The organism is Variovorax sp. P2_H12 (genome assembly GCF_056403395.1).
Window position 1 is genome coordinate 18269 of record NZ_JBFUFO010000016.1, and the last position, 16097, is coordinate 34365.

A 16097-nucleotide genomic window follows, 5' to 3' on the forward strand; every position below is an offset into this window, starting at 1 on the left:
ACGCCGAGCGCCCAACGTGTCGATCCAAAGCCCCACCGTCGCCCACACCGCCGGCAACGCGCCGGCCACCGAGGATCTCGGGCCGCTGGCCTGGGTCCTGGGAGAGATCCAGAAGTCGCTCGACGGAGTCGGCAAGACGCTGCGGCGCTTCGCCCGCGAGGCCGCCACCGCCGCGCCGGGCACGGAGATCGATACCGGGCCGTTGCGCCTGACGCGCCAGCATCTGCACCAGGCCGTCGGCGCGCTCCAGATGGTGGGCCACACGGCGCCGGCCCTGGTGCTGGGCGCGATGGAGTTCGCGGTCCAGAGCTTCGTCACGGAGCCGCTGCGCTGCAACGAGAGCGCGGTCGAGAAGATCGATCGCGCGGGCTTCGCGGTGGCGGACTTCCTCAACGCGATGATCGCCGGCAAGGTGGTGTCGTCGGTGGCGCTGTTCCCGCAGTACCGCGAGGTGCTCGAGCTGGTCGGCAACGAACGGGTGCATCCGGCCGACCTCTGGAGCATGACCTGGCGCTGGGTCGAGATCAAGCCGGCGCCGACCCAGTCTGCGCTGGTCTATGACCCGGCGGTGCGCTCCAAGCTCGATCGCGAGGTGCTCAAGGTCGTCAAGAGCGGCGACGACCACGCCGCCCGCCGGCTCCAAGCGCTGTGCCTCGGGCTCGGGCGCGGCGCGTCGATGCCGCGGGTCGCGAGCTTCTGGACCCTGGCCGCCGGCTTCTTCGAGGCCCTGGCGCTGGCGCTGATACCCACCGACTCGCATGTGAAGCGCGCCGCCTCGCGCGTGCTGCTGCAATACGCCACCCTGGCACGCGGCGACAACACCGTGTCCGATCGCCTGGGCCAGGACCTGCTGTTCTTCTGCGCGCAGGCCGCGCCCGGCCCGCGCGACGAGGCCGCCACCCTGCGCGCGGTGCGCGTCGCCTGGGGCGTCGCCAACGAACAGTCGGTCGACTACACGATCGAGCAGTTCGGCCGCTTCGACCCGCTGGTGCTGGCGCAGGCGCGCAAGCGCATCGAGGCCGCGAAAGAGATGTGGTCGGCGCTGTCGGGCGGCGACACCAGCCGCACGCGGCAGGTCGCCGACACCTTCGCGCAACTCGGCGAATCGCTCCAGAAGCTGCATCCGCCCAGCGCACCGATGGTGCAGGCGCTCAACAATGCGGTCGAGGCCTCGATGGGGTCGGGCCAGCCACCGGCGACCGAGCTGGCGATGGAAGTCGCGACTTCGGTGCTGTACCTCGAGGCCGCCTTCGAGGACCTCGATCCGCACGACCGCCAACTCACCGCGCGCACCGTGCAGCTGGCGGGCCGCATCGAGCGGGCCCGCGACGGCGGCCGCTCCGAGCCGCTCGAGCCCTGGATGGAGGAGCTCTACCGCCGCGTCAGCGATCGCCAGACCATGGGCACCGTGGTCGGCGAGCTGCGCAGCCACCTGGGCGAACTCGAGAAGTCGCTCGATCAGTTCTTCCGCCGGCCGACCGAAAAGGGCCTGCTGCGCACCGTGCCGAGCCAGCTGCTGCAGATGCGCGGCGTGTTCTCGGTGCTCGGCCTCGACCAGGCGGCGCAGACCGTGCAGCGCATGCGCGAGAACGTCGATCAGCTGCTGGGCGAGGAATCGCCGGCCGACGAGATCCGAGCCTTCGACTCGCTCGGCAACAACCTGGGCGCGCTCGGCTTCCTGATCGACATGCTGAGCTACCAGCCGGCGCTGGCGAAGCGGCTGTTCGTGTTCGATGCCGAATTGGGCGAGCTCAAGCCGCTGATGGGGCGGCAAGGAACCGAAGGCGGTACGCCGGAAGCGGCAGCCCCGGCGTCCTTCGCCGCGGCGTCCGGCCCGGTCGCCGTGACCGAAGCCGTCTTGAGCGTCGAGGAGGTGGATGCGCAGATCGCAGCCAGGCTGGCGGCGCTCGCCGCACCGGCCAGCCGCAAGCCGCCACCTTCGCCGATCGAGGAGTTCAGCCGCGCGACCGCCAGCTGGACCTCGAAGATCACCGGTCCGGCGCCGCTGGAAGGCATGCTGCCCGACACCGAGGTCACCGAGCTCGAGGAGGACGACCTCCAGAACATCTTCCTCGACGAGGCGCGCGAAGTGCTGCACAACGGCCTGGCCGCGGTGTCGGCGCTCAGCGCCCGTCCGGACGACGACGGTGAACTGACCGTGCTGCGGCGCGCCTTCCACACGCTCAAGGGCAGCTCGCGCATGGTCGGGCTGATGGATTTCGGCGAAGCCGCCTGGTCCTTCGAACAGGTTCTCAACACCTGGCTGGCCGACCAGCGCCCCGCGACGCCGGAACTGGTTGCCGGCACGCGCAGTGCGCTGACGGATTTCGCGAAATGGGTCGAGGCCATTGCAGCCAACGAGCCGCACAGCTGGCACTCGGCGCCGTTCCGCAGCACGGCCGAGGCCTTGCGCACGGGGGAACCGCTGGTGGCGCCCGCCCGCGTGGCCGATGCCGGCGCGCTGGTTGCGGCCGCCCGCCACATCGCTGCCGAATCGCTGGCCGAGGCGCCGCCCGCCGCCGCGCCCGAAGCGTTGCCGGAGCTTCCCGGTCTGGATCTGCCCGACCTGGATCTGCCCGATCTGGACCTCGGTTCGATTGCGTCCGATCTGCCGCCGACCGAAGAGCCGGCCGCAGCGACGCCGTCCGCCGAAGCCGCCACCGTGTGGCCGGGCCTGATCGAGCCCTCCAGGGACGAGGAGGCGCCACGCACCCCGGACGATTTCGCCTCGACGGATTTTCTCGATTTCGACGGCAGCCCCGCACCGGAAGCGCCGGCGGATCTGGGCGAACTCGAGGAGGTCGATTTCCTCGAGACCGTCCATACCTCGCTCGAGCCCCTCGCGGGAAGCCCGCGCCCCGAGCCGGAAGCCGAAGCCGAAGCCGAGGCTCCCAAGGGCTTCGAGTCCCCGGTTTTCGCCCCGGCGCCGGAGCCCGAGCCCGAGCTGTCCTTCACCTTGAGCCTGGAGCCCGAAGCGCAGGCTGAGCCGCCGCCGGCCATCAGCGTCGAGCCCGAACCCGTGGTCGAACCGCTGGCGTTGGCGCCGGTGGCGGAAGCCGCCGAGGCAGAGCTGCCGCCCGAGGCCGCCGCGCCACCGGTGGCGGCGGCGACCGCGCCGCCGGCCGAGATCGAGCCCGAACGCCCGTCACTGCCGAGCGCCGAGGAGCAGGTCAAGGTCATCGGGCCGCTGCGCATCGGCATTGCGCTCTACAACGTCTATCTCAACGAGGCCGACGAATGGTCGCGGCAACTGGCCACCGAGGTCAGTGAATGGGCGCTCGAATCGCACCAGCGGGTGTCCGACTCGACGATCGGGCTGGCGCATTCGCTGGCCGGCAGTTCGGCGACGGTGGGATTCCAGAGCCTGTCGGGCATGGCGCGCCTGCTCGAGGCCGCGCTGCAGCACCTGCAGATGCAGGGCCGCGGCACGCCCCAGCAAGGCACGGTGCTGGTCGGCGCGGCCGAGGAACTGCGGCGCCTGCTGCATCAGTTCGCGGCCGGCGTCCTCAAGGATCCGGCCGAAGGCACGCTGCGGGCGCTGCGCGACGTCGCCGCCTCCGTGCTGCCGGCCGAGGCGGCTGACGCGCGGCCGGTCTATCCGCACCTGGTGCGCGACGGCATGGCGGACGTCGCGCTCGACGACTCCGAGGATGCCGTCGACGTGGCCGATGCGGTCGACGTCGACCTGTTCCCGATCTTCGAGGAAGAGGCCGCCGAGTTGCTGCCGCAGCTCGGCGCCGCGCTGCGCGAATGGGCCCAGCGTCCCGACGACATGGCGCCGCGCGCGTCCACGCTGCGCACCCTGCACACCCTCAAGGGCAGCGCCCGGCTGGCCGGCGCGATGCGCCTGGGCGAGCGCGCGCACCGCATGGAGTCCGAGATCGAATCGCTCGGCGCCGCGGGTGGCGAGCGTTCGTCCATCGAACGGCTGATGACGCGCTTCGATGCGCTGCAGGCGACCTTCGATGCGCTGCGCGCCGCCGACGATGCGATCCAGACCGAGCTGGTGCAGCGCGCGGTGGCGCCGCCGGCCCCCGCGAAGCCCGCGGAATCGGCGKCGGCCGCGGCTGCGCACGTCCGCGACGCGCTGCCGGAGGCCGCCGCCGAGTCCGCCGTCCAGCGCGGCACGGTGGCGATGCCATCGCCATCGGCCCTCACGCCGCTGCGCGCAGTCTCGAGCCAGGCGGTGCGCATCCGCACCCACCTGCTCGACCGTCTCGTGGCGCAGGCCGGCGAGGTCATCATCACGCGCTCGCGGCTCGAGGCCGAACTGGGCCAGCTGCGCAGCTCGCTCGGCGACCTGACCGGCAACCTGGATCGCCTGCGCCAGCAACTGCGCGACATCGAGGTCCAGGCCGAGAGCCAGATGCAGTCGCGCCTGGCCCAGGCCAAGGATTCGCAGCAGGGCTTCGACCCGCTCGAGTTCGACCGCTTCACGCGGGTGCAGGAACTGACCCGCATGATGGCCGAGTCGGTCAACGACGTGGCGACCGTGCAGCGCACGCTCCAGAAGACCGTGCAGGCGACCGAAGACGACCTGAGCGCCCAGGCGCGCCAGACCCGCGAGCTTCAGCGCGGACTGCTGCGCACGCGCATGGTGGAGTTCGAAGGCATCTCCGAGCGGCTGTACCGCGTGGTCCGCCAGGCCTCCAAGGAGACCGGCAAGCAGGTGCGCCTGGACATCACCGGCGGTTCGATCGAAATGGACCGCGGCGTGCTGGACCGCATGACACCCGCCTTCGAGCACCTGCTGCGCAATTGCGTGGCACACGGCATCGAAGACGCGGCGGCGCGCGAGAAGGCCGGCAAGGACGCCAGCGGCCTGATCGTCATCGAGCTGCACCATGAAGGCAACGACGTCTCGGTGAGCTTCCGCGACGACGGCGCCGGCCTCAACCATGCGCGCATCGCGGCCCGCGCGCGCGCACTCGGGCTGGTTGCCGAAGGGCAGCCGCTCAGCGACGCGGACGCGGCCGAGCTGATCTTCCAGCCCGGCTTCTCGACCGCAGAGCAGGTGTCCGAACTGGCCGGTCGCGGCATCGGCATGGACGTGGTGCGGGCCGAAGTCGCCGCGCTCGGCGGCCGCATCGAGATCCACAGCCAGGCTGGCCAGGGCACGGTCTTCAAGCTGGTGCTTCCGTTGACCACCGCGGTGACGCACGTGGTCATGCTGCGCGCCGGCGGCACCTCGGTCGGCGTGCCCTCCAACCTGGTCGAGCTGGTGTTGCGCGCCAGCACCTCGGACCTCGAGTCCGCCTACCTCGAGCAGCGCTACGCCTTCGGCGGCGAGCAGGTGCCGTTCTACTGGGCCGGAGCGCTGCTGCAGTCCTCCGCGCGCAGCGAGCGCGCGCCGTCCAAGGCCAACACGATCGTCATCGTGCGAAGCGCCGCCCAGCGCGTCGCCCTGCACGTGGACGAAGTCCTGGGCAACCAGGAAGTGGTGGTCAAGAACCTCGGGCCGCAGCTGTCGCGGCTGCCCGGCATGGCTGCCATCTCGGTGCTGGCCTCGGGCGCGGTGGCGTTGATCTACAACCCCGTAGCCCTCGCTGCGGTGCACGGCGAGCAGGCGCGCGAGTACCAGGCCGCGGCGCGCCGCCAGCCCGCAGCGCGCGGCGCGCAGCCCGCGGCCTCGGTGGCGCCGCAGGTGCCCCTGGTGCTGGTGGTGGACGATTCGATCACGGTTCGGCGCGTCACGCAGCGCCTGCTGCAGCGCGAGGGCTACCGCGTGGCGCTGGCGGCCGACGGCCTGCAGGCGCTCGAGCGGCTGCAGCAGGAGCGGCCGGCGGTCGTCCTGTCGGACATCGAGATGCCACGCATGGACGGCTTCGACCTGGCGCGCAACATCCGCGCCGACCAGTCGCTGGCCGACCTGCCGATCATCATGATCACCTCGCGGATCGCCGAGAAGCACCACGATCACGCGCGGGCGCTGGGCGTCAACCACTACCTCGGCAAGCCGTATTCGGAAGACGAACTGCTGCGGCTGGTGCGCAGCTATACCGGGGTCGAGTTGCCGGCGGTGCTGGCGGCCTGAGCGAGGCCGGTCACAACACCTGCACGCCGGGCAGCTTGCGCATGCCGCGGTCGAAGGTGGCCGTGAACTCGCAGGAATTCAGCGCGCTACTTGTCGATCACCCGGCGCGCGAATCGCTCCAGGTAGTCCATCAGCCGATTGGCGCCTGCGACCGCCGCTGCTTCGTCGCAGGTCGCGATCCCCTGGGCAAGCTCCATGTGCGCGTTCGCGCCTTCGGTGATGTCGCCTTCATGCTGGTAGGCATACCAGAAGCGCCGGCACTGGACGATCAACGGGACGACGGCCTTGACCGCGGAGTCGTTGTGGCTCGCCCGATGATTGGCTTGGTCGAGTTCCTGGTCGGCCAGCATGTAGTCGTCGAGGTTGCCGCGCGCGGCCGCTTTCACCATTCGCTCGGCGCAGCGCACGATTTCCTTGCGCTGGACGACGGTGGCGCGGCGCGCCGAGCAGGCGGCGATCAGGTTTTCGAGCACCCTGCGTGTCTGGATCACGTCGAGATGGTCCGCCAGAACGATCTGGGAGACCAGCAGTCCGCGTCGAGGCTGCTGCACGATGAGGCCGATAGAGATCATGCGCAGCAGCGCTTCGCGCACCGGGGTGCGGCCGAGACCGGTGGAGTCGGCGATGTCGGCTTCGACCACCGGGCTGCCGGGCTCGAGTTGCAGCGTCGAGATCAGCGTCTCGATGGCGTCATAGGCCAAGTCCGCCGCGCGCCGCTTGGGGGCGGTCGCTTGGGACGATTTCAAGGCGATGGGCATGGTCGGAGGCGGCGTGCTGTGGAAGTTTGCGGGGCATTGTCCGTCTATCCCGCGGAGTGGGGATTCGAAATGCCCGCCAGCGTCGCGATGCGGGCCGGCGAGAACGGGGGGCGCGGTTCGGGCGCTGTCCAGCCGAAGAGAAACTGCGCTGCCGCACCGCAGACACGGCCCTGGCAGGCCCCCATGCCGCAGCGACTGTGCAGCTTGGCCTCGGCCCAGCCGGTGCAAGGCGTCAATGCCGCGTAAGGCACGTCTTCGCAGCGGCAAACGAGCGTGTCGGGAGTCGGCAAGCGCTTGAGTGCGGGAGCCAGCGCAAAGCTTCGCTGCAACTGCGCGGCGAAGGCGTTCCAGCGCGCCCGTTCGGGCCCGCAGGCTTGCGCCGCGGCGGTATGGCCGACGGCCGCGTGACCGGCGATCGAGCCCTGCACCAGCGCGCGCTCGCTGCCGCCGATGCCGGTGCACTCGCCCGCCGCGTAGATGTCGGCGACCGAGCACTGCTGCATGCCATCGACGGCCAGCGCCTGCATGCCGCCTGCGACCGGCGCCAGCGCGCAGCCCAGCCCTCGGCCGAGCTCCGTATTCGGCACCAGACCGAAGCCGCAGGCGATGCGCTCGCAGGCCATGTCCGTCTGGCGGCCGCCGCGCTGGATGCGCGCTGCCCGGACCCGGCCGCTGCCCAGGGCGGCGACGACCTGCGCGCCGGTTCGGTACTGCGGGTCGACCAGGGGCACAGCCTGCGCGAACTTGCCCGGCCAGCCGGCTAGGCGCAGCGCGAACCCGGCGACCGCTGCGAAGCCGGCTTGTTCGGCAATGCGCACGACCTGCGCGCCGGCCTGGCGGGCGGCGGCTGCGGCGGCCAGCAGCAGCGGGCCGCTGCCGGCCACCACGATGCGCTCGCCCGCCACGGGCAAGCCGGACTTGATGAGGGCCTGCAGCGCGCCCGCACCGGTCACGCCGGGGAGCGTCCAACCCGGAAACGGCAGCAGCAATTCGCGGGCGCCGGTGCACAGGATCAGCTTCTTCCATTGCAGCCGCCAGCCGCGCTGCGCATCCTCCAGCAACAGTTCGTTCGGCGCGGTCGCGGCAACGATGCGCGTCCCGCTGCAGATCCGCACGTTGGAGCAACGGGAGACCGCATCGCGCCATGTCACGGCGGCCGCAGGCAGCTGCGCGCCGGGCCCGTCGCGCCAGATCTGGCCGCCCGGCACCGGGTTGTCGTCGACCACCACGATGCGGGCGCCGCTGGGCGCAGCGGCCACGGCCGCGGCCATGCCGGCCGGCCCTGCGCCGATGATCAGCACGTCGCAGTGCTCGGTCACCGCGCTCATTTCAATTTTCCACCGTGCGATCGCGTGACCCGCGACGCATGAAACCGGCGCAGCCAGAGGCCAGGAACACCGCGGAACCGGCTCCGCCGGGCCGCTGGTGTTGCCCCCTTGAGGGGGAGGCGGCTACACGAAGTGAGCCAGCAACGGGGGTGGGTTTCATCGCAGCGTCTCCACCCGCATGCCCCCGGCACAAGCGGTCTGGCAGGCCAGGCGTCGCCGGCCATCGATGTCGACCCGGCATTCCTGGCAGATGCCCATGCCGCAGAAAGGCGCACGGGCCTCGCCCCGCACCGAATGGCGCGCGGTTCCCAGGCCGCAGGCGTCGGCGATGCGCAGTGCCGACGCGACCGAACTGCCCGCGGGAACGGACACCGGCCAGCCATCGATGTGCAGGGCCAGCATGGCCGGCGCCGTCGTCCTCATGCGGCCTCCAGGAAGCGCGTCGGGGCGTAGGGCGCGGGGTCGAAAGCCGGCGTGCCTCCGGTCATGAGGGCGGCCAGCAGATCGGCGCTGCCGGTGGCCGTGGTGACGCCCAGGCCCTCGTGTCCCACGGCAAGCCAGAGCCCTTCGCGCCATGGATGACGACCCAGCAGAGGCAGGCTGTCGGGCGTTGCTGCACGCAGCCCGGTCCAGGCGCGGATCGCGTTGAGATCCGCCAGGCCCGGCATGTAGCCCAGTGCGCGCTGCAGCATCTGCTCCAGCATGGCCGCTTCCACGGCAGGGTCTGTGATGTCGAACTGGCGCGAGGAGCCCAACAGCAACTGGCCGGTGGGTCGGGGTTGCAGGTTGAACGCGACTGATAGTCCGTCGCTGTGGTGCGCGCTCGTCACATAGCCCAGTTCGACCAGTTGGTGGTGCACGGTGCCGGGGTAGCGGTCGGTGATCAGCAGGTGGCCCTTCTTGGGCCTGATCGGCAGTTCCGGGCACAGCGTGGTGGCCTGGATGCCGTTGGCCAGCAGGATATGGGGCGCATGGCGGCGGCTGCCGTCGGCGAGCCGGACGCCGTCCTCTTCGATCGCCACCACCTCGGCGCGTTCGACCTCGACGCGGCCGTCGGTGTGCGCGAGCAGCCAGCGCGCTGCGTTGGGCGCATAGACGATGCTGTCGCCGGGCACCTCGAGTGCGCCCGCCAGACCGGGGCGCAGCGCGGGCTCGGCCGCGGCCAGCGCGTCGGCCCCCAGCAGGCGGCAGCCGATGCCGTGATCGGCAAGGCGCGCGCGCTTGTCCTCGGCCGCCGCCATTTCGTCGTCGTTGGCGGCCAGCCAGAGCGTGCCGCAGCGCGTGAACGCGCAGTCGCTGCCCATCCGCGGCGCCAGCGCATGCCACAGCGCGAGCGAGTGCCGGCAGAGTGCGAGTTCGGCCGGGTTGTCGTCCATCACCACCAGGTGGCCCATGCCGGCGCCCGTCGCTCCGCCCAGGCCGGCATCGACCACTCTCACCTGAAGGCCGGCCTGAGCCAGCGCATGGGCACAGGCCGCGCCCACGATGCCGGCGCCAATCACGAGAACGTCGTCGGCTTTCATCTGCGATGCTTCAGAGGCGGATGCCCCAGCCGAAGGGGTCGTCGTCCTCGATCAGGAGGGTGGCTTCGGCGCTGATGTGGGCGCGGCCGCGAAGGGTCGGAACGACCCGCCCATCGGCCCGTTCATAGCTGGCCTCGAAGCGACTGCCGATCACGCTGGCCTGGCGCCAGACTTCGCCGGGTGCCAGCTTTCCGTCGGCGGCGAGGCAGGCGATCTTGGCGCTCGTGCCCGTGCCGCAAGGCGAGCGGTCATAGGCCAGACCGGGACAGAGCACGAAGTTGCGGCTGTCTGCGCCCTGGTCGTCGTCGGCGAACAGCTCGATGTGGTCGATCTCCGCGCCATCGGCACCCTGGATGCCCTGCGTCGCCAGTGCATGACGCAGAGCCGATGCATAGGTGGTGAGTGCGGCCAGGTTGTCGCTCGCCACCCGCTGCCCATGATCGCTCGCCAGGAAGAACCAGTTGCCGCCCCAGGCCACGTCGCCGTGCACCGTGCCGTGACCCGGCACGGCCACCGGCACCTGATGCAGGTGCCGGTAGGCGGCGACGTTGCGCACGCTGACCTGGCCGTCCTCGTGCAGCGTCGCCGTCACCGTGCCCACCGGGGTCTCGATGCGGTGGCTGCCGGCTTCGATGCGGCCCATGTGGGCCAGGCTCGCGACCAGGCCGATCAGGCCGTGCCCGCACATGCCGAGATAGCCCGCGTTGTTGAAGAAGATCACGCCCGCCGCGGCATCGGATGCCACGGGCTCGCACAGCAGCGCGCCGACCACGACGTCGCTGCCGCGCGGTTCCAGCACCGTGGCGCAGCGCCACGCGTCGTGGGCGGCGGCCAGCAGCGCGCGGCGTTCGGCCATGCTGCCGCCGCCGAGATCGGGAAACCCGCCGATGACCAGCCGGGTGGGCTCGCCGCCCGTGTGTGAGTCGATGACCTGGATGCGTTGCATGGCCGTGGTCCTCAGTAGCTGTCGAGCGGCACCGGCGCGGCGTTCCTGAAGGTGAACACCGTGATGGGCGCCTGCTTCAGGTTGCCCTTGTCGTCGTAGCTGTAGCTGGCAGCCACGCCCTTGTAGGTCGTCTTGTAGAGCTCCGCGCCTACCTTGTCGGGGTCGACCGAGTTGGCCTTCTGCATGGATTCGCCGATGAACATGAGCTGGTCGTAGTACGAGGCCGCATAGGCGTCGGCATCGACGTTGAAGCGCTTCTTGAACTTCGCCTTGAAGGCCGGGCCGCTCACCGCCTTCTCGAGGATCGACCCCCCCTGGGCGCAGAAGACGGCGTCGTTGACCGCATCGCCGCCCAGCTTGCCCATCTCCGGACTGCACAGCGTGTCGCCGCCGAGCAGCTTCGCGGCGATGCCGAGCTGCTTCATCTGGCGCGCCATGGGTGCGCCCTGTGGTGCGTAGCCGCCGAAGAAGATCGCTTCGGGCTGCGTGGCCTTCAGGTTGGTCAGGATGGCGGTGAAGTCGACCGCCTTGTCGGTGGTGAACTCCTGCCGCACCATGGTGAGGCCCTGCGCCTTCGCCTCCTTGGTGAACTCCTCGGCCAGGCCCTGGCCGAACGCGGTGCGGTCGTCGATCACGCCTACCTTCTTCACCTTGAGCACCTTGGCCGCATAGACCGCCATGGCGGAGCCGATCTGGTTGTCGCTCGCGATGATGCGGTAGAGGTTCTTGTAGCCGCCCTGCGTCACCTTGGGGTTGGTGCCCACGGTGGACAGCAGCACACCCCCGTCGCCGTAGACGCGCGAAGCAGGAATGGCCACGCCTGAACAGTAGGGCCCCATGACGAACTTGATGCCCTCGTCCGCGAACTTCTGCGCGACGCTGACGCCCGTCTTGGCGTCGCACTGGTCGTCCTCGGAATGCAGCTCGAACTTCAGCGTCTTGCCGCCGACCACGATCTTCTTCGCGTTGAGCTCCTCGATGGCGAGACGCGCGCCGTTTTCGTTGTCCTTGCCCGCATAGGCGTTGGGGCCCGACAGCGGACCGCTGTGGCCGATCTTGACCACCTGCTCCTGGGCCTGCGCGGGACCCGCGAGGGCGAGTGCGGCGAGGCCGAGAAGCGGAATCGTGTGTGCGACGGTCTTCATGCTTTTTCCTTGGGTGGGAGGCGGTGAATGGGCGTTGGAACGGATTCAGCTGACCGACCGGTACTCGGGCGGCCGGGTCGCGAGCGCCTGGCTGACGACCTTTTCGATGAATGCCCGCTCTTCGCCGACCAGCGGCAGGCGCGGGCGGCGCATGTGCTCGGTGCCGACACCGGCCAGCAGGTCGATCAGCTTGAGGTTTTGCACCAGCTTGGTCGAGACGTCCAGGTGCAGCATCGGCGTCATCCACTGATACAGCTTGAGCGCTTCGGCAAACCGGCCCGCCTTCATCAAATCGTAGAGCGCCACGGTTTCGCGCGGGAAGGTGCAACCGACGCCCGCCAGCAGGCCATCGCAGCCCAGCGCCAGGCCTTCGAAGGCGAGGTCGTCGACGCCGAGGAACAACTGGTAGCGGTCGCCCAGCAGATTGCGCAGGTCGGTGATGCGGCGGGTGTCGCCACAGCTTTCCTTGATGGCGACGATCCATTCGCAGTCGGCCAGTTCGGCCATGTGCGCGGGCAACAGGTCGACCCGGTAGGCGATCGGGTTGTTGTAGACCATCACCGGTTTTTGCGCTGCGTTGGCCATGGTGCGCACGTTCAGCATGGCTTCGCGCGCGTCGGCCACGTAGATGACCGAGGGCATCACCATGAAGCCGGCCACGCCGAGCTTGTTGGCGCCGTCGATGTAGCGCAGCGCTTCGCGCGTGCTGGTCTCGGAGACGTTGGCCAGCACCGGCACGCGGCCATCGCTCGCGTCCAGCGCGATCTTCGCCACCTCCAGCTTTTCCTCGAGAGTCAGGGTGCTGGCTTCGCCCAGCGAGCCGCAGGTGACGATGCCGTGGACGCCGTTGCGGATCTGGAAGTCGATGTGCTTCGCGGTGCCTTCGGCATCGATGCGCTCATCGGCGTGGAACTTGGTGGTGACGGCCGGGAAGATGCCTTGCCAGCGGGGATGGTTCATTGCGGTGCTCCTGCAAATGGTGAGGGGGCGAAGTGAGTTGTTAATATATTAGAAAGATATTTGAAATATCTTCTTAGGGTTTCCATCAGCTTGATGGATGGGGGGCTTGCGTGAATGGCAAGGAGTGGGGCCGCACAGTCCGGGCGCTCCAAGAGCACAAAGCCCGCAGCAAGCGGGCTCTGGACAATCACTCGAGGGATGGAAGTCGGCGAGCAGCTGCGGGCTCGCCGGGCATCTGCCCTATGACCGGAGCCGAGCGTTTCCCGCCGCGCGCTCCGCCTGCCGCACCACCCCATAGCGCTGCAGCGTGCGCTCGCGCGCCTCGGCGTGGTCGACCACCGGCTTCGGGTAGTTCACGCCGAGTTCGACGCCCGCCGCCAGCAGTTCGACCGGTTTGGCGGTCCAGGGTGCGTGGATCGCGCCATCCGGCAGCTTCGCGAGTTGCGGCAGGTAGCGGCGGATGAACTTGCCCTCGGGGTCGAAGCGTTCGCTCTGCGTGACCGGGTTGAAGATCCGGAAATAGGGCTGGGCGTCGCAGCCGCTCGAGCTCGCCCACTGCCAGCCGCCGTTGTTCGAGGCCAGCTCGAAGTCGTTCAGGTGCAGGGCGAAATACCGCTCGCCGCGCCGCCAATCCAGCCCCAGATCCTTGCAGAGAAAGCTCGCGACCACCATGCGCAGCCGGTTGTGCATGTAGCCGGTCTGGTTGATCTGCGCCATCGCGGCATCGACCAGCGGATAGCCGGTGCGGCCCTGGCACCAGGCGTCGAACAGCTGGTCGGCGTGCTTGCCATGGTGCCACTGGATCCTGTCGTACTCGGGCCGGAAACTGTGCGATTCGCCGCCTTCGGCCACGCGCGGGTGGTGGGCCAGGATCTGGAAATAGAAGTCGCGCCAGATCAGCTCGCCGAGCCAGGTCGCCGCGCCGCCATTGCCCTGCTGCGACAGCGGGTATGCCAGGCCCGCGAGCTGGCGGATCGAGACGGTGCCGAAGCGCAGATGGACGCCGAGGTAGCTCGGGCCGCGCACCGAGGGGAAGTCGCGTGCCGTGTCGTAGCGGTCGATGCGCTGCAGGAAGTCGCCCAGCAGCGCGGCGCCGCCCTGGCTGCCGGTCGGGATCTCGAGTCCGGACAGGTTGGTTTTCTCGAAGCCCAGCGCGGCCAGCGTCGGCACCGGCGCGCGCAGCGCGTGGGGCGGCGGCGCCAGCGCCTCGGCGTGGCTGCGAACCGGATACGGCTTGAGATAGAAGGCGTCGACCTTGGCCAGCCAGGCGCGCTTGTAGGGCGTGAAGACGGTGTAGGGCTGCCCGGCCTGGGCCAGCAGCTCGTCGCGCTCGAAGATGGCCTGGTCCTTGCAGGTGTGGAAGGCCACGCCGGCGTTGGCCAACGCGCCCAGCACCCTGGCGTCGCGGTCGAGTGCGCCGGGTTCGTCGTCGCGGTTGGCGAACACCGCCTGCGCTTCCAGGCTGCGCGCCAGTTGCGCGATCTCGTCCTCGGCCGCCGCGTGGCGCACGATCAGCCCGCCGCCCAGCGCCTCGAGCTCCGCCTGCAGCTCCACCAGGGACTCGCGGATGAACTCCACGCGCCGGTCGGCGCGGGGCAGGGGGTCGAGGATCGCGCGGTCGAAAACGAACACGCAGACCACCTGCCGGCAGGCCCGCAGGGCCTGGTAGAGCGCCGCGTTGTCGTCCACGCGCAGATCGCGCCTAAACCACATCAGGCCCCTGGGATAGATTTTGTCGACGGCCAGTAAAATCGGCGGCATGGCCTTCGATTCTGCCCCCATGAACCTCACGCATCATTTCCTGATTGCGATGCCGGGTCTGGAAGACAAGGCATTCAGCCGCAGCGTGGTCTACCTGTGCGAACACAGCGAGCGCGGCGCCCTGGGCCTGGTGATCAACAAGCCCAGCGACATCAACCTCAAGGTGCTGTTCGAGAAGATCGAGCTGCACCTGTCGCGCCCCGAGCTCGGCAACGCGCCCGTGTTCCAGGGCGGCCCGGTGCAGACCGAGCGCGGCTTCGTGCTGCACGAGCCGGTGTTCGCGGACGCCGACAAGCCCAACGAGTCGGTCTACGCCTCGACCATGACGATCCCGGGCGGCCTCGAGATGACCACCTCCAAGGACGTGCTGGAAGCGATGGCCACCGGCGCCGGCCCGCGCAAGGTGCTGGTCTCGCTCGGCTACGCGGCCTGGGGCGAGGGCCAGCTCGAATCCGAGTTGGCCGAGAACAGCTGGCTCACCGTGGGCGCCGACCCGGCCGTGATCTTCGACACGCCGGTCGAGCAGCGCTACGACAAGGCCTTGTCGCTGCTGGGCCTGGAGGCCTGGACGCTGTCGCCCGATGCGGGGCATGCATGAGCGTTCCGGCGATGCCTGACCGCGCTGTCCCTGCCCCGTCCGTCCCCTCCCATTTCCAGAGCTTCCTGGCCTTCGACTACGGCCAGAAGCGCACCGGCGTCGCGAGCGGCAACCGGCTGCTGCGCACGGCCACGCCGCAGGCCACCATCAAGGCCGAGGGCGATGCCCGCTTCGCGCAGGTCGAGGCCCGGATCCGCGAATGGCAGCCCGACGCGCTGGTGGTCGGCGTGCCCTGCCACCCCGACGGCGCACCGCACGACAACACCCGCGCCGCCCAGCGTTTCGCCCGGCAGCTGCATGGTCGTTTCCATCTGCCGGTGTACGAGGTCGACGAGCGCTACAGCACCACCGAGGCGCTGGCCGCCGGCGCCCGCGACGCCGATGCCGCGTCGGCCTGCATCATCCTTGAACAGTTCCTGAGGAGTCTCCCGTGAACGCAATCCCCGACGCCGAAGCGCTCTATGTCGAGCTGCTGCGCGGCGTCCAACCCCTCATGCGCCCGGACACCCGGCTGGTCGGCATCACCTCGGGCGGCGCCTGGCTGGTCGAGCGGCTGCAGAAGGACCTGGGCCTGGCCGGCACGCCCGGCATCATCTCCTCGGCCATGCACCGCGACGATTTCGCGCGCCGCGGCCTGAGCGCGAGCGCCCAGACCACGCTGCCCTTCGACGTCAACGGCGCCGACGTGCTGCTGCTCGACGACGTGCTCTACACCGGCCGCACCATCCGGGCGGTGCTCAACGAGCTGTTCGACTTCGGCCGGCCGGCCTGCGTGCGGCTGGCGGTGCTGATCGACCGCGGCGGCCGCGAGCTGCCGGTGGCGGCCGACTTCGCGGCGCAGAAGCTGGCGCTGCCGGCCACGCAATTGCTGGCCCTGGCGCGCAGCGACAGCGGCGCCTTCGCGTTCAAGGTAGAAGAAAGCAAATGAATCACCCCCACGCTCATCACTTCATGTATTCGCTGCCCCCCGAGGGGGCGCAGGCCTCCCTTGGGGCGGCCCGGCGGGAGGCTGAAATGAATAGCCCCCACGCTCATCACTTCGTG

12 protein-coding genes are annotated in these 16097 nt (G+C 69.9%); 4 read left to right on the plus strand and 8 right to left on the minus strand.

Annotated features, from left to right (window positions below):
* Positions 1-16 precede the first annotated feature (16 nt).
* Positions 17-6034 (plus strand): hybrid sensor histidine kinase/response regulator, encoded by a 6018-nt coding sequence (locus tag AC1DYK_RS13150; protein WP_478166718.1) that lies wholly within the window; start codon positions 17-19, stop codon positions 6032-6034.
* Positions 6035-6120: 86 nt separating this feature from the next.
* Here the strand turns inward: AC1DYK_RS13150 and AC1DYK_RS13155 are convergent, their stop codons facing one another.
* The 8 genes from AC1DYK_RS13155 to AC1DYK_RS13190 all read right to left on the minus strand — a co-directional run bounded on the left by AC1DYK_RS13155 (position 6121) and on the right by AC1DYK_RS13190 (position 14455).
* Positions 6121-6792, minus strand: coding sequence for a GntR family transcriptional regulator (locus AC1DYK_RS13155; RefSeq protein WP_478166719.1), 672 nt, complete (start codon positions 6790-6792; stop codon positions 6121-6123).
* Positions 6793-6836: 44 nt separating this feature from the next.
* Positions 6837-8120, minus strand: coding sequence for an FAD-dependent oxidoreductase (locus AC1DYK_RS13160; RefSeq protein ID WP_478166720.1), 1284 nt, complete (start codon positions 8118-8120; stop codon positions 6837-6839).
* A gap of 156 nt (positions 8121-8276) precedes the next feature.
* Entirely contained in the window at positions 8277-8543 is a 267-nt protein-coding gene (locus AC1DYK_RS13165; protein WP_478166721.1) for a (2Fe-2S)-binding protein, read from the minus strand.
* Positions 8540-9643 (minus strand): NAD(P)/FAD-dependent oxidoreductase, encoded by a 1104-nt coding sequence (locus AC1DYK_RS13170; protein WP_478166722.1) that lies wholly within the window; start codon positions 9641-9643, stop codon positions 8540-8542. The genes AC1DYK_RS13165 and AC1DYK_RS13170 overlap by 4 nt, the downstream gene beginning before the upstream one ends.
* A gap of 10 nt (positions 9644-9653) precedes the next feature.
* The gene (locus AC1DYK_RS13175; RefSeq protein ID WP_478166723.1) at positions 9654-10589 is read right to left on the minus strand and encodes a 4-hydroxyproline epimerase; all 936 of its coding nucleotides are present in this window, start codon (positions 10587-10589) and stop codon (positions 9654-9656) included.
* Positions 10590-10600: 11 nt separating this feature from the next.
* Positions 10601-11734: a branched-chain amino acid ABC transporter substrate-binding protein gene (locus AC1DYK_RS13180; RefSeq protein ID WP_478166724.1), complete on the minus strand. Its 1134-nt coding sequence runs from the start codon at positions 11732-11734 to the stop codon at positions 10601-10603.
* Positions 11735-11779: 45 nt separating this feature from the next.
* Positions 11780-12694, minus strand: a complete 915-nt coding sequence (locus AC1DYK_RS13185; protein WP_478166725.1) for a dihydrodipicolinate synthase family protein — start codon at positions 12692-12694, stop codon at positions 11780-11782.
* 240 nt (positions 12695-12934) lie between these two features.
* Positions 12935-14455, minus strand: a complete 1521-nt coding sequence (locus AC1DYK_RS13190) for a cryptochrome/photolyase family protein (protein WP_478166726.1) — start codon at positions 14453-14455, stop codon at positions 12935-12937.
* On the opposite strand from AC1DYK_RS13190, the gene AC1DYK_RS13195 reads away from it, so the two are divergent.
* Genes AC1DYK_RS13195 through pyrR form a run of 3 tightly spaced genes read left to right on the plus strand, consistent with a single transcriptional unit; the run spans position 14454 to position 15981 of the window.
* On the plus strand, positions 14454-15053 hold the full coding sequence (locus AC1DYK_RS13195) for a YqgE/AlgH family protein (protein ID WP_478090385.1): 600 nt from the start codon (positions 14454-14456) through the stop codon (positions 15051-15053). The two genes, AC1DYK_RS13190 and AC1DYK_RS13195, sit on opposite strands and share 2 nt — an antisense overlap.
* An 11-nt stretch (positions 15054-15064) precedes the next feature.
* Complete coding sequence (gene ruvX / locus AC1DYK_RS13200; RefSeq protein ID WP_478166727.1) at positions 15065-15487, plus strand: Holliday junction resolvase RuvX; 423 nt, start codon at positions 15065-15067, stop codon at positions 15485-15487.
* The gene (gene pyrR / locus AC1DYK_RS13205) at positions 15484-15981 is read left to right on the plus strand and encodes a bifunctional pyr operon transcriptional regulator/uracil phosphoribosyltransferase PyrR (RefSeq protein ID WP_478166728.1); all 498 of its coding nucleotides are present in this window, start codon (positions 15484-15486) and stop codon (positions 15979-15981) included. The genes ruvX and pyrR overlap by 4 nt, the downstream gene beginning before the upstream one ends.
* The last annotated feature ends 116 nt before the right edge of the window (positions 15982-16097 follow it).